The 12,234-nt window shown below is 70.4% G+C and carries 14 protein-coding genes; 4 read left to right on the top strand and 10 right to left on the bottom strand.

Annotation, left to right across the window (positions count from 1 at the left end):
• The first annotated feature begins 333 nt into the window (after positions 1–333).
• Complete coding sequence (locus tag KIK05_RS10080) at positions 334–900, top strand: GNAT family N-acetyltransferase (RefSeq protein WP_214410333.1); 567 nt, start codon at positions 334–336, stop codon at positions 898–900.
• Positions 901–948: 48 nt separating this feature from the next.
• Here KIK05_RS10080 and argG read toward each other — a convergent pair whose 3' ends face one another.
• Together argG and KIK05_RS10070 are read right to left on the bottom strand one after the other, a co-directional pair.
• Entirely contained in the window at positions 949–2,397 is a 1,449-nt protein-coding gene (gene argG / locus KIK05_RS10075) for an argininosuccinate synthase (protein WP_214410332.1), read from the bottom strand.
• A 59-nt stretch (positions 2,398–2,456) separates the two neighbouring features.
• Positions 2,457–3,665, bottom strand: a complete 1,209-nt coding sequence (locus tag KIK05_RS10070) for an MFS transporter (protein WP_214410331.1) — start codon at positions 3,663–3,665, stop codon at positions 2,457–2,459.
• 65 nt (positions 3,666–3,730) lie between these two features.
• On the opposite strand from KIK05_RS10070, the gene KIK05_RS10065 reads away from it, so the two are divergent.
• Positions 3,731–4,120 (top strand): MerR family transcriptional regulator, encoded by a 390-nt coding sequence (locus KIK05_RS10065; RefSeq protein ID WP_214410330.1) that lies wholly within the window; start codon positions 3,731–3,733, stop codon positions 4,118–4,120.
• 384 nt (positions 4,121–4,504) lie between these two features.
• On the opposite strand, the gene KIK05_RS10060 is transcribed toward KIK05_RS10065, so the two are convergent.
• Together KIK05_RS10060 and KIK05_RS10055 are read right to left on the bottom strand one after the other, a co-directional pair.
• The gene (locus tag KIK05_RS10060) at positions 4,505–5,149 is read right to left on the bottom strand and encodes a response regulator (protein WP_214410329.1); all 645 of its coding nucleotides are present in this window, start codon (positions 5,147–5,149) and stop codon (positions 4,505–4,507) included.
• Positions 5,140–6,288, bottom strand: a complete 1,149-nt coding sequence (locus KIK05_RS10055; protein WP_308249844.1) for a sensor histidine kinase — start codon at positions 6,286–6,288, stop codon at positions 5,140–5,142. Before KIK05_RS10055 ends, KIK05_RS10060 begins: the two co-directional genes overlap by 10 nt.
• A gap of 110 nt (positions 6,289–6,398) precedes the next feature.
• On the opposite strand from KIK05_RS10055, the gene KIK05_RS10050 reads away from it, so the two are divergent.
• The gene (locus KIK05_RS10050) at positions 6,399–7,826 is read left to right on the top strand and encodes a serine hydrolase domain-containing protein (protein ID WP_214410328.1); all 1,428 of its coding nucleotides are present in this window, start codon (positions 6,399–6,401) and stop codon (positions 7,824–7,826) included.
• A 116-nt stretch (positions 7,827–7,942) separates the two neighbouring features.
• Here KIK05_RS10050 and KIK05_RS10045 read toward each other — a convergent pair whose 3' ends face one another.
• Positions 7,943–8,986, bottom strand: coding sequence for a tyrosine-type recombinase/integrase (locus KIK05_RS10045; protein WP_308249843.1), 1,044 nt, complete (start codon positions 8,984–8,986; stop codon positions 7,943–7,945).
• 220 nt (positions 8,987–9,206) lie between these two features.
• Here KIK05_RS10045 and KIK05_RS10040 point away from each other — a divergent pair, with 220 nt between their 5' ends.
• Positions 9,207–9,683 carry a hypothetical protein gene (locus KIK05_RS10040; RefSeq protein WP_214410327.1) on the top strand — a complete coding sequence of 159 codons (477 nt, stop codon included), beginning with the start codon at positions 9,207–9,209 and terminating at the stop codon, positions 9,681–9,683.
• A 42-nt stretch (positions 9,684–9,725) separates the two neighbouring features.
• On the opposite strand, the gene KIK05_RS10035 is transcribed toward KIK05_RS10040, so the two are convergent.
• The 5 genes from KIK05_RS10035 to KIK05_RS10015 all read right to left on the bottom strand — a co-directional run bounded on the left by KIK05_RS10035 (position 9,726) and on the right by KIK05_RS10015 (position 12,216).
• Positions 9,726–10,238 (bottom strand): winged helix DNA-binding protein, encoded by a 513-nt coding sequence (locus tag KIK05_RS10035; RefSeq protein ID WP_214410326.1) that lies wholly within the window; start codon positions 10,236–10,238, stop codon positions 9,726–9,728.
• A complete protein-coding gene (locus KIK05_RS10030; protein ID WP_214410325.1) occupies positions 10,235–10,615 on the bottom strand; it encodes a SchA/CurD-like domain-containing protein in 381 nt (126 codons plus the stop codon). Before KIK05_RS10030 ends, KIK05_RS10035 begins: the two co-directional genes overlap by 4 nt.
• A 92-nt stretch (positions 10,616–10,707) precedes the next feature.
• On the bottom strand, positions 10,708–11,337 hold the full coding sequence (locus KIK05_RS10025; RefSeq protein ID WP_214410324.1) for an antibiotic biosynthesis monooxygenase family protein: 630 nt from the start codon (positions 11,335–11,337) through the stop codon (positions 10,708–10,710).
• 143 nt (positions 11,338–11,480) lie between these two features.
• Positions 11,481–11,948 carry an SRPBCC family protein gene (locus tag KIK05_RS10020; protein ID WP_214410323.1) on the bottom strand — a complete coding sequence of 156 codons (468 nt, stop codon included), beginning with the start codon at positions 11,946–11,948 and terminating at the stop codon, positions 11,481–11,483.
• 16 nt (positions 11,949–11,964) lie between these two features.
• Entirely contained in the window at positions 11,965–12,216 is a 252-nt protein-coding gene (locus KIK05_RS10015; protein ID WP_214410322.1) for an acyl carrier protein, read from the bottom strand.
• Between the last annotated feature and the right edge of the window lie 18 nt (positions 12,217–12,234).

Here is a 12,234-nt window from a genome sequence, read left to right as displayed (position 1 = left end):
CCGATGTGACGGACGACAATGTCAACCATACGGGCCCGACAGGCAACCTTGTGTTACGCCCGCGCACAAACTGTTACATCGTCGTACAACGAAAGCGCCCCGCGAGGTGGACTCGCGGGGCGCGGACGTTTAGGCCGATGTGGCGGTCGCCTCCTCGGCGAGATGCACAACACGGCTCCAGCCGAACGGTATTCCGTGAAGGCGGTAATTGCGGCCCGGGGGACACAAACCACATCGGCCCCTCCACTCTAAGGCACTCCCGGGGGTCGTCATCCCAGGCCCGCCCGTCGCCGCTCGGCGGCGGGCGGGCGTGATAGGGAAAAATGGGTCTTTATGCTGCAGACAGAGCGACTGATCCTTCGCCGCTGGCGCGAGGACGACAAAGAGCCCTTCGCCGAGATGAACGCCGACCCCGAGGTCATGGAGCACTTCCCCTCCACCCTGACGCGGGAGGAGAGCGACGCGATGGTCGGCCGCATCATGGCCGGCATCGAGGAGCACGGGTACGGGCTGTGGGCGGTGGAGGTGAAGGAGACCGGCCGGTTCGTGGGCTTCACCGGCATCGTCTGGCAGACCTTCGAGGCGCACTTCACCCCGGCCGTGGAGGTGGGGTGGCGGCTGCGCCGGGACGCCTGGGGGCACGGGTACGCCACCGAGGCGGCGACCGCGGCCCTCGACCACGGCTTCGGGCCGGCGGGCCTCACCGACATCGTGTCCATGACGGCCAGGAGCAACGTGCGCTCCCAGGCCGTGATGCGGCGCCTGGGCATGACCTACGACCCCGCCGACGACTTCGAGCACCCGAAGCCGCCTCCGGGGAGCCCGCTGCGCCCGCACGTCCTCTACCGCCTGACCGCCGCCGACTGGCACGCCCGCCGCGGCGCCGCCGTCACCGCCTGACGGCTCGCCGCCCGGGCACGGCGTCCCGGGCGGCGAGCCGGTGGCGGGTCAGTCGGTGCCGAACTCCATGGCGGCCTGGTCGAGCAGCTCCTCGTCGGCGGGGACCTCCCCGCGGGAGGCGATCGCCTCGGCCCCGCCCTCGGGCATCGCGCCGATCAGGCCGGTGGAGGCCGCCTGCGCGGCGCCGACCAGCGGCGGGCGCGGGCCGCCGACCATGCCGAGCCTGGCGTACTGCTCGAGCTTGGAGCGCGAGTCGGCGATGTCGAGGTTGCGCATGGTGAGCTGGCCGATGCGGTCGACCGGCCCGAACGCGGAGTCCTCGGTGCGCTCCATCGACAGCTTGTCGGGGTGGTAGCTGAACGCCGGGCCGGAGGTGTCGAGGATGGAGTAGTCCTCGCCGCGCCGCAGCCGCAGCGTCACTTCGCCGGTGACCGCCGTGCCGACCCAGCGCTGCAGCGACTCGCGCAGCATCAGCGCCTGCGGGTCCAGCCAGCGGCCTTCGTACAGCAGCCGGCCGAGGCGCCGTCCCTCGGTGTGGTAGCTGGCGAGGGTGTCCTCGTTGTGGATGGCGTTGACCAGCCGCTCGTAGGCCGCGTGCAGCAGTGCCATGCCCGGGGCCTCGTAGATGCCCCGGCTCTTGGCCTCGATGATGCGGTTCTCGATCTGGTCGGACATGCCCAGGCCGTGCCGGCCGCCGATGGCGTTGGCCTCCAGCACCAGGTCGACGGCGGAGGGGAACTCCTTGCCGTTGATCGTCACCGGTCGTCCCTGCTCGAAGCCGATCGTGACGTCCTCGGCGGGGATCTCGACCGTGGGGTCCCAGAACCGCACCCCCATGATCGGCTCGACGATCTCGATGCCCGTGTCGAGGTGCTCCAGCGACTTGGCCTCGTGGGTGGCGCCCCAGATGTTGGCGTCGGTGGAGTAGGCCTTCTCGGTGCTGTCCCGGTAGGGCAGGCCGTGGGCGAGCAGCCACTCCGACATCTCCTTGCGGCCGCCGAGCTCGCTGACGAAGTCGGCGTCCAGCCACGGCTTGTAGATCCGCAGGGAGGGGTTGGCGAGCAGGCCGTAACGGTAGAACCGCTCGATGTCGTTGCCCTTGAAGGTGGAGCCGTCCCCCCAGATCTGCACGCCGTCCTCGAGCATGGCGCGCACCAGCAGGGTGCCGGTGACGGCCCGCCCGAGCGGGGTGGTGTTGAAGTAGGTGCGGCCGCCGGTGCGGATGTGGAACGCCCCGCAGGCCAGGGCCGCGAGCCCCTCCTCCACCAGGGCCGCGCGGCAGTCGACCAGCCGCGCGACCTCCGCGCCGTACGCGGTGGCGCGCCCGGGCACCGACGCGATGTCGGGCTCGTCGTACTGGCCGATCTCGGCGGTATAGGTGCAGGGGACCGCACCCTTCTCGCGCATCCACGCGACCGCTACCGAGGTATCGAGGCCGCCGGAGAAGGCGATACCGACGCGTTCGCCGACGGGCAGGGAGGTGAGCACCTTGGACATGAGTAGAAGTATGCACTGCAATGCATGAACATGCAACGCGGCGGGGCCGTGGCCGGTGTTCAGGCGGTCGAGTCCGCGCGCCGGGCGGGGAATCCGTGGCGGCGCGCGGCGATCACCACGACGATCACCGGCGCGAGGAGCACCAGGGCGCCCCAGGGGAGGGAGGCCGGGCCGAGGCGGTCCAGCAGCACACCGCCCAAGATCCCGCCGCCCGCCATCGCCACGTTCCACAAGGTCACGAGCATGGCCTGCGCGGCGTCGGCCGCCTCGCCTCCCGCCTCGCCGGCGGCGGTCTGCAGGAGGGTGGGGGCGCCGCCCCACCCGAGGCCCCACAGCGTGACCGCGCCGTACACCAGGGCCGGGGTGCCCGCCGGCAGCGTCAGGGCGGCCGCCGCCACCGCGACCAGGGCGACACCGGCGATGGTGAGGATCCGCAGCCGGCGGTTGATCCGCGCGCCCACGATCCAGATGCTCACCAGGGAGGCCGCGCCGAAGACCAGCAGCACCAGGTCGGTGGAGCGGCCCAGGCCGAACCGGCCGAGGATCGTGGCGATGTAGGCGTACAGCACGGTGTGCGCCAGGACGTAGACCAGGGTGACGAACAGGACCGGCGTCACGCCGGGGACCCTGAGCGCGTGCAGCATGGGGGCGCGCCCGCCGCCCCGCTGCCCGGGGTGGTCGGGGACCGCCACGACGATCCACACGAGCAGGACGACCGTGATCGCGGTCATGCTGAGGAACGCGCTGCGCCAGCCGAGCGCCTGCCCGGCGAACGTCCCGGCCGGGACGCCCAGCGACAGGGCGACCGGGATGCCGGCCATCGCGATCGCGATGGCCCTGCCCTGCAGGTGCTCCGGCGCCAGGCGGCGGGCGTACCCCGCCAGCAGCGCCCACGCCAGCCCCGCGGCCACGCCGGCCACGAACCGGGCCCCCATGATCAGGGGGTAGCTCGCCGAGACCGCCGTGACCGTGTTGGCCACCGCGAATCCCGCCATCGCCGTGAGCAGCAGGCGCTTGCGCCGCCACCCGGCGGTGGCCGCGGACAGGGGGATCGCGGTGAGCGCGGTCCCGATCGCGTAGATCGTCACCGACTGGCCCATCGCGGACTCGCCGACGCGCAGGTCGGCGCTCATCGCGGGCAGCAGCCCCGCGGGCAGGGTCTCGGTGAGGCTGGTGACGAAGACGGCCGTCGCCAGGGCGAGCAGCGCCGCCATGGGAAGTCCCTGACGGACGGGAACAGAGGCAGGGGGATGCGTGCTGATCGACATGTGCGTATGCTCAAACCCTCACATAAATGTGAAGGTCAAACGCGGCGAAGTGTGAGGTGGAGCACATGCGCATCGGGGAGCTGTCGGAACTGACGAACACCTCCCGCCGCCTGCTGCGCTACTACGAGGAGCAGGGGCTGATCGTCTCCGACCGGTGCGCCAACGGGTACCGCGACTATGATCCGCGGTTCGTGGACCGGGTCATGCAGATCAGGGGCCTGCTCGACGCCGGGCTGCCGACGAGGATCATCAAGCAGATCCTGCCCTGTCTCGACAAGCCGCGCGCCATCCACTTCCCCGACGCCACACCCGAGATGATCGCCACGCTGGAGCGCGAGCGCGACCGCATGACCGAGCGCATCGCCTTCCTGACCCGCAACCGCGACGCCATCGCCGAATACCTCGAGGCGGTCCGCGTGGGCGCCGTCCCGGTGCCCCGGAAAGGGGAGAGCTAGTGCCGGTGAAAGTGTCATGAGCCCCAAGCGAGCGGCTTCTCCGGCTGGCGCCTCGTGAGCCGCCGGAATGCGTGGAGAAGCTGTCCTCGCTCGGACGATCGACCTGAACGGGGCCGGCTTCGACAAGATTCCCAAGTGGGCCTCTCGCCTGGTTGTGAGCTGTGACGATCTCTCCTCGTGCGACGCTTCCGAGGAGCCGGTTCCTCCTCGGAAGGGTCCAAAAGATCAATGGAAGACTTCCTCGAGTAATCGCGTTCAGGTGAGTAGTCGAGCCTCCGGGTGCTGCTCCTTCTCGCCGGCGTTCCAGACCCGATCGTCCCCAGGGTGTTGCCGTTCACGAGCGAAACCACCCGGTAGAGTCTGTTCGCTCGTAGTTCTCGGTTCTCAATCGCCGAGGTAACGCAGGATGGCCAGCACGCGGCGGCTGTAGCCGGGGTCGCGCGGCAGCTCCAGCTTTTCCATGAGCGAATGAATGTGCTTTTCGACGGTGCTCAGCGACACGTGCAGGCGTCCGGCGATCGCCGTGTTGACGTAGCCCTGGGCGAGGTGCCGCAGCACCTCTCTCTCGCGCGAGCTCAATCTGCTCAGCGGGTCGACATGGGTGGTGCGACTGAGCAGCTGGCGGACCACTTCGGGGTCGAAGGCCGTGCCGCCCGCGCGTATTCGCTCCAACGCGTCGAGGAAGTCGGCCACCTCCGAGACGCGGTCTTTGAGCAGGTATCCCAGGCCCTCGGCGTCACCTGCGAGGAGCCTGGCGGCGTAGGTCTTCTCCACGTACTGCGACAGTACGAGCACGCCGACGCCGGGGTGGCGTTCGCGGATCTCCAGAGCCGCGCGAAGCCCTTCGTCGGTGTGCGTCGGCGGCATGCGTACATCGATCACCGCGACGTCGGGTGGATGTCCGGCGACTGCTTGGAGTAGCGCCTGCCCGTCACCGACGGCGGCCACGATCACATGCCCGGCGTCGGACAGCAGCCGCGTCAGGCCCTCGCGGAGAAGTACCGAATCGTCGGCCAGGATCAAGCGCACGGGACCTCCTTGGGCAGTGTGGCCGTGATCCTGGTGGGCCCGCCTGGCGGGCTGTGGACGGTGAAAACCCCGTCCAGTGCCCGGACGCGCCTGGCGAGCCCGGACAGCCCACCGCCGGAGGGAGCGGCGCCTCCCGCGCCGTCGTCGCAGACGGTCACGCTGATGGTCTGCTCGTCCTCGTCCACGTCGACCAGGATGTCACGTGCGCCCGCATGCTTGATCACGTTGTTGATCGCCTCGCGGACGATGAAGTACAGGGCGGTCTCGATCTCGGAGACGGGTCGTTCGACCAGCCCGTAGTTCACGGCCACCGGCACACTGGACCGCTCGGCGATGCCCGCGAGCGCGGTACGCAGTCCGAGTTCGTCGAGTGCCGTCGGGTAGATCCGCCAGGCCACGCTGCGCAACTCGTCCAGGAGCCGCCGTGACTCGCTGTAGGCCTGGGCGACCAGTTCGCCGGACTTGGCCGGGTCGGCGGTGTGCTGGGCGCGGCCGAGCAGCATGGCCAGCGCGATTCCCCGCTGCTGGACACCGTCGTGCAGGTCGCGCTCGATCCTGCGCCGCTCGTCGTCCACGGCGCGGACGATGTCGGACCTGGTGGCGGTCAGTTCCGCGATGCGCCGGCGCATCCGCTCCTGGGGGGTCGGCCCGAAAAACCGGTCGGCGAGCAAGCGCTCCGCGGCACCGGCGGCGAGCGCTCCGGCCTGGGTCAGTACGAGCAGGAATCCCCCTGTCAGCACCCCTACGACGCCGATGTTGCTGATCACCTTCACACCGGGAAGGCGAATCGGCACCGACTCGCTTTCGCCGGTGAGCAGGTCCCATGATCCTCCGAACAAGAGCAGGCCGCTGAAGAACAGTCCGGCGGCCACGCCGTACCCGACCACCGATCCCACTGTGGCGCGCACGACGAGAAAGCCGTATCCGCCACCGGCAGGAGCCGTCCGATGCCCCAGCCACGTGGCGAGCCGTGCTCGTTCGAATGACAGCAGCCGCTCCGCGATCCGATCGCAGGTGGGGCGCATCGCCGGGACCAGGCGGAGCGGCCCGGCCACACAGAGGAAGACCAGCTCGACCATGCCAAGGACGGCGCCCGCCGACATTCCCACCAAGGTGCGCACACCACGACGTCCTGACACGGCCTGCAGTCTAGGCAGCGCACCACCCCTGCGTTCATAGCGGTTTCCCGTAAAGAACGCGGAGGATTCCCGCAATGGTGCGTGGAAGAGGGCCTCAGTAGCTTCGGCGGGTGCTCAAAACCGTCCTTACCGCAATCTTTCTCGCCCTGGTCCCCAGCATCCCCGCGTCGGTCCCCGCGTCGGTCCCCGCGTCGGTCGACGCCTACGTCGAGCGGTACCGCGCGGCCACGGGGCTGCCCGGCGTCACGGTGGCGATCACGAAACAGGACAGGGTCATCCACACCCGCGGATACGGCAGGACCGCCACCGGCGAGCCGGTCACAGCCGACACCCCCTTGGCGGTGGCCTCGGTCAGCAAGTCCTTCACCGCCTTGGCCGTCCTGCAGCTGGCCGATAAGGGCAAGGTCGCCCTCGACCAGCCGGTGCGCCGCTACCTGCCCGAGTTCAAGATGGCCGACCCCCGAGCCGCGAAGATCACCATACGGCAGCTGCTCGACCAGACCTCCGGCATGGCCGACTCGGCCTTCCACGAGAAGAGCTCGACTCAGCCTCGAACGCTTCAGGGCGCCGTGGCCCGGCTCAGGACGGCCGGGCTCGCCGCGGATCCCGGGACCGCCTTCAACTACCACAACACCAACTACCAGGTCGCCGCCCGGCTCGTCGAAGTAGTCAGCGGCCGGCCGTTCGCGGCCTACCTCGACGCGCACGTGTTCCAGCCCCTCGGTATGCGCGACAGCACGACGATCGACACCGACCGCGACCTGCCCGGCAGCGCCCGCGGCCACCTGTACGTACTCGGCCAGGCCATCGCCGTGCCCGAGCCCACGGGCTTCGGAAACGGTTCGGGCGGGGTCCTCAGCACCGCCAACGACATGGCCAGATGGCTGATCGCGCAGAACACCGGTCTCCGGGGTCTCCTGTCCCCGCGGGCCGTCCGGGAGATGCGCACCCCATCGAAGCCGAACGATGAGTACGCCCTCGGTTGGGAGATCGGAAAGACCGAACGCGGCACCCCCGTACTCGAGCACGGCGGAGACCTGTTCACCTCCACCGCCCACCAACTGCTGATGCCGGCCTCCGGCTACGGCGTCGCCGTCATGGCCAACACCGGCCTGGCCTTCGCCGACGCGCACACCCTCATGAGAGGCATCGTCGCCATCATCGAGGGCGGCACCCCGCAGGCGCCCTCCGGGCGGCCGTCGCTCCTCACCGACGCGCTCTTCGCACTACTGACCTTGGTGACCATCGGGCTCGCGGTCCGGGGCACGGCACGTGCCCGGCAATGGGCCGCACGCCGCTCGGGATGGCAGCTGTGGCGGCTGGCGCCGTATCTGGTCCCGCTCGCGTTGTGCGCGACGATCGCCCCTATCCACCGCCTACTGGCGCGCGGCCGCGATATCAGCTGGGTCCAGTTGGTCTACCTCTACCCGACGTTCATGGCCTGGCTGCTGACGGCCGCCGCCGCGGGCCTCACGGTGGTCGCCGCACGCCTCTGGCGCGCCGTACGGCCACGACGATTGAAGCGTGCGTCTGCCTGAGAATGCGCAGGCACAAGACGTTCAACTCCAGTTCCTGGCGACGACTGGTGGCCATGTCGTCACAGCGAGATCGACGCCCTTTGGGGCTCATGACAGCCTTCCTGCCCGCACCTCAGCTAGGAGGCGCCGGGCCGCAGCGGGCGGGCGGCGGGCATCTGGAGGCGGTCGACGGCCTCCCTGCGCCGGTTCTCCGGGCGGCGGTCGTAGCGGGCGGTGGTGACGGGGGAGGCGTGCCCGACCAGGGCCTGGGTGGTGGCCAGGTCGACGCCGGCGTCCAGCAGCTCGCCGATGAAGGTGCGCCGGAAGTCGTGCGGGGTCCTCCTGGAGGCGCCCGCGGCGGCCAGCCGCCTGGTGACGATGTCGGCGATCGCCTGGCCCGTCATCGGCGCCGGCCTGCCGGAGGGGGCGCGCAGCCGCCCCGCCTTGTTGATGGGGGAGAACAGCGCGCCGGGCGCCCGCCCCCGTACGGCGAGCCACGCCTCGGTGCGGGCCACCGCCTCCGCCGTCAGATAGACCAGGCGTTCCTTGTCGCGCTTGCCGCGCACCCGCAGCGAGCGGGCGGCGACGTCGTAGTCGGCCAGCGACAGCGCCGCCACCTCGGCGCGCCGGCACCCGGTGGAGTACAGCACGGCCAGCAGCGCGCCGTCGCGCACCCCGGCGGGGGAGTCGTCATCGTCGCAGGCGGCGAGCGCCGCCCCCACCACCTCCGGCGGGACGTGCTGCCCGGCGGGCAGCCGGGTGTGCCGCAGGGTGGGCAGGTCGGCGGCCCGCTGGTAGTCGTCGGCGTCCATCTGGCCGAGCCGCCAGGCCTCGCGCATGACCCGCCGCAGCGCGACCAGGTGCTTGTTGACGTAGGCCGGTGACCAGCCCTGCTCGGTGAGGATCGTGCGGATGCGCACGGTGTGCTCGTAACGCAGCAGGTGCCAGGGCTGCCCGGAGCCGGTCGCCTCCTCGTCGCCGGAGATGATCCGCGCGATCCGGTCGAGGCAGCCGCGCATCGTGCGCCGCGACTCGGCGCTGGTCAGCGCGTCGAGGTAGACCCGGTACGGGTCGCCCGCCGGCGCGACGGCGCCGATCCCCGCGCTCCCTGTGCTCCCTGCGCCCGGCATGACGTCCGGTGCGGAGCCGGGTTCGCTGCTCTGTACGGCGGGTGCGTCCACGGGGCGATCTTAGGCCCGGACGGGCCCGGGCGCCGATCGGCGCCCGGGCACCGTTCTTTCACCGGGGCGTTTGCGTACAGGCGAAAAGGTTTTACCGGCGCACGCGGTTTCTGGCAGGCTGCGTTTCGCCGGTGAATTCCGGCGGCCGATATTTCCGAAAGGATGAGAATCCCGGTCAGGACGCAGAGGTAAGTCACGCATGCTCAAAAGGAGGCCAGTAATGAAAAGGACAGCGCGTTCGCCGCGACGGATGCTCATGGTGGCGGCGGCCGCGGCGGCCGCCGCGGCCGCGACCACCTTCGCCGTCCCGCCGGCGTCCGCCACGACCGCGTCCGCCGCGGCGGCGAGGGCGGGCTGCTCGGTCGTGCCCTTCACCCCGCGCGTGGAAAGCGGCTACAGCGTGGTGGCCACCAACTCCGCGAGCTGCAAGGGCCGGGTGCGCAACGTCCGGGTCGGCGTGAAGCTCTACCAGTTCAAGTCCGGGTGGTACGTGGCGGACAGCAAATCCACCTCCTGGGGGACCGTCGCCGTCTCGCGGTCCGGCTACGTCCAGAAATGGATACACCCCCAGCCGGAGAAGATCTGCTACAAGTACATGACGTACGCGTGGGCGACCTGGACCTATCCGGACGGCAATCCTGGAGCCGCGGGTCTCTATTCCGCAACCAAGAGATTGTCGCCGATCCGTTCCTGCTGAGTCCGGAGGGGGCGCCCCGGCCGCGCCCCCTCCTCTGTTGATCTACAAAGTAAAGGCGTCGGGCCGGGGACGTATAACGATCATGAGATCGGTGAGCCTCCGCCCGTCCCCCAGAAGACCCGCGACAACGCCGAGGTCGTCGCACCGGCCGGCGGTCAGGGGGTGCCAGCTGTCGCGGAGTTCCTTCAGGGCCGGCTCCAGGCGGGCGCGGCAGGCGGCGCGGTTGGCGTACACCAGCACGCGCCCGCGGCCGGGCGGAGGCGCGACCGGCGGCCCGGACAGGTGGCCGTACTCCGCGAACACCGGCTCGTCGTCCCCCTCGCGGCGGCGGGCGGCGTAGCCCTCGCGTTCGAGCGCCTCGACGGCCTCGGCGGCCTGACGCTCATCGAGCCCGGCGAGCACCGCCAGGCGGCGGACGGGCAGCGGGCCCTTGCGGTACAGCACCGTCAGGCAGCGGAAGGCGGGCGCCTCCAGCCCCGATCGGGCGGCCAGGGCCTCCACCAGACGGCCGGCCTGCGCGAACAGGCCGGCCGCCTCGCGGCCCACATCGGTCACCGCGCGCCGGAGTGCGTCTCGCTGGAGGACTGCGTGACGCACCGCATCATCGAGTTACGGAAGAACGCCGCGAAGCCGTCGGCCGTGGCGGTGTCCCGCCGGTCGGCGAGGAAGGGCACGATGCGGTCCTCGATGACGTGGACGTGGTGCTGGCCGGCCAGGTGGCGGGCGATCCCGGCGAAGTCGCCCTCATAGTGGATCAGCCGGACCAGGACGTCGTCCTTGACGAACACGCCGGTCCCGAGGAGACGGGCGGTCTCCTCGCCGTTCTCGTCGGTGACGACGGGTGACTCCAGGGGCGGCGCGCCGCCGAAGATCTCGGCCAGCTCGTCCTCGTGCCCGGGTTTCACCCGGAAGGTGATCATCGCGTATGGCATGTGGTGCCTCCATGGTCGTCAGATGGCCCGCCGGGGCGGGGGAGTGCCCTCCCCGGACGGCGGCGGCCCGTCCGGGGAGGCGTCCAGAAGGATCAGTAAGCGGCCACCACCTCGTAGGATCCGAAGATCCCCAGACCCTTGTCGTGGTACCGGGCCAGCGGCGAGGTGGTCGGCAGGTGCTCGGGGCTGCGCTCCCACTCGCGGTAGGTGGGCACGTCGTCCCACTCGCTGAGCACCGCGAACCGCCGCGGGTCGCGCAGCGAGCGCAGCAGTTCGTTGCCGCGCAGGCCGGGCCGTCCGGCGAGCGTCGTGCTGATCTGGTGGTAGGCGCTCTCGACCGAGCCCTTGTCCGACTCCGGCTCGTTGAGGTAGAGGGCGACGCGGACCCGCCCGGGGCTGGGCTGCGACCCGAGGCGTGAGGCCACGAGCATGGGGATCATGGAGGTGCCGGCGGAGTCGCGGAAGGGGTCCAGCCGCATGCGGTTGGCGGCGTGCTCGGGGCTGTGCTCGAACTGGCGGAACTTCTCCTCGTTCTCCCATTCGCTGACGATGTAGTAGACCCCGTCCTCGTCCGGGCTCTTGGCCAGCGACTGGCCGACGTTGGCCGGGTGGCGGGCGATGGTGGCGGCGATCTCGCGCCAGGTCTTCTCGAAGTCCCGCTCCATGCCCGGGTGGATCCGCATCCTCACCATGACGCGGTACACGCTGTCCTTGTCGTTCATGCCCACTCTCTTCTTGTCGTCGAACCTGTTGCCCGCGTGGGGCGGTGTGCCGGGGAGAGAGGGGTCCGGGCGGCCTGACCTCCGGCCCGGGCGGCCGGGATCCGGACGAGGCCGGCCCCGGACGGATGGGTGGCCCGGAGGGGTCACATCCGGGCGGGGGCCTGCTCGGCGGCCTCCTCGACCAGCCGGCGGATACGGTTCATCTGGACGACGGTGTTGTCGTTGAGCCGCTTGGTCATCTGCTTGTCGCTGAGCGGCGCGTCGGGCTTCATCTCGAAGTCCTGCACCCAGCGCATGCGCACCGCGTCGGGGACCTCGGTGTACTCCCAGAACAGGTTCATGTACTTGAACCAGCCGGGTTCGACCCGGTGGGCGCGCACCGTGCGGGTGACCGGGTCGGGGGTGCGTTCGGAGACCCAGCTCCACTGGTTGCCGTCGGCGTCGGGGTGCATGGTGAGCCGGAACCGGATGGTGGGCCCGCGCTGTTCGAGGATCTCGGTGGCGGCGTACTCGCTGAACAGGGCGGGCCAGGATTCCAGGTCGTTGGTCATGGTCCACACCAGGTCCATCGGCGCGGCGATGATGATCTCGTTGTCGGTGTGTCCGGCCATGTCGTTCCTTTCGGTTTCAGGCCGCGAGCCGGCGGTTGACGTAGTCGACGGCCGCCTGCGGGGTCTTCATCTCCTCGACGGCGTCGTCGGGGATGCGGATGCCGAGGCGCTGCTGGATGCGCGCGGCCATCTCCAGCACTGCCAGGGAGTCGTAGCCCAGGTCGACGAACGGCACCTCCCCGATGTCGTCGGCGAGGTCGACGCTGTCCGGCACGCCCGCGCAGCCGCTCATGATCTGTCTCATGTCGTCGAGGGTGAATGTGGTCATGTCGTTCTCCGTTCGCGA

It is taken from the genome of Sphaerisporangium fuscum, from assembly GCF_018531465.1.
Lineage (GTDB): Bacteria > Actinomycetota > Actinomycetes > Streptosporangiales > Streptosporangiaceae > Sphaerisporangium > Sphaerisporangium fuscum.
The sequence above is the reverse complement of the archived record's forward strand: the minus strand, read 5'-3'. Positions and strand labels throughout refer to the sequence as shown.

Excerpts from the sequence above, each read along its gene's own strand:
- KIK05_RS10080 (WP_214410333.1), top strand. The coding sequence starts at position 334 with ATGCTGCAGACAGAGCGACTGATCCTTCGCCGCTGGCGCGAGGACGAC.
- argG (WP_214410332.1), bottom strand. The coding sequence starts at position 2,397 with ATGTCCAAGGTGCTCACCTCCCTGCCCGTCGGCGAACGCGTCGGTATC.
- KIK05_RS10070 (WP_214410331.1), bottom strand. The coding sequence starts at position 3,665 with ATGTCGATCAGCACGCATCCCCCTGCCTCTGTTCCCGTCCGTCAGGGA.
- KIK05_RS10065 (WP_214410330.1), top strand. The coding sequence starts at position 3,731 with ATGCGCATCGGGGAGCTGTCGGAACTGACGAACACCTCCCGCCGCCTG.
- KIK05_RS10040 (WP_214410327.1), top strand. The coding sequence starts at position 9,207 with ATGAAAAGGACAGCGCGTTCGCCGCGACGGATGCTCATGGTGGCGGCG.
- KIK05_RS10030 (WP_214410325.1), bottom strand. The coding sequence starts at position 10,615 with ATGCCATACGCGATGATCACCTTCCGGGTGAAACCCGGGCACGAGGAC.
- KIK05_RS10025 (WP_214410324.1), bottom strand. The coding sequence starts at position 11,337 with ATGAACGACAAGGACAGCGTGTACCGCGTCATGGTGAGGATGCGGATC.
- KIK05_RS10020 (WP_214410323.1), bottom strand. The coding sequence starts at position 11,948 with ATGGCCGGACACACCGACAACGAGATCATCATCGCCGCGCCGATGGAC.
- KIK05_RS10015 (WP_214410322.1), bottom strand. The coding sequence starts at position 12,216 with ATGACCACATTCACCCTCGACGACATGAGACAGATCATGAGCGGCTGC.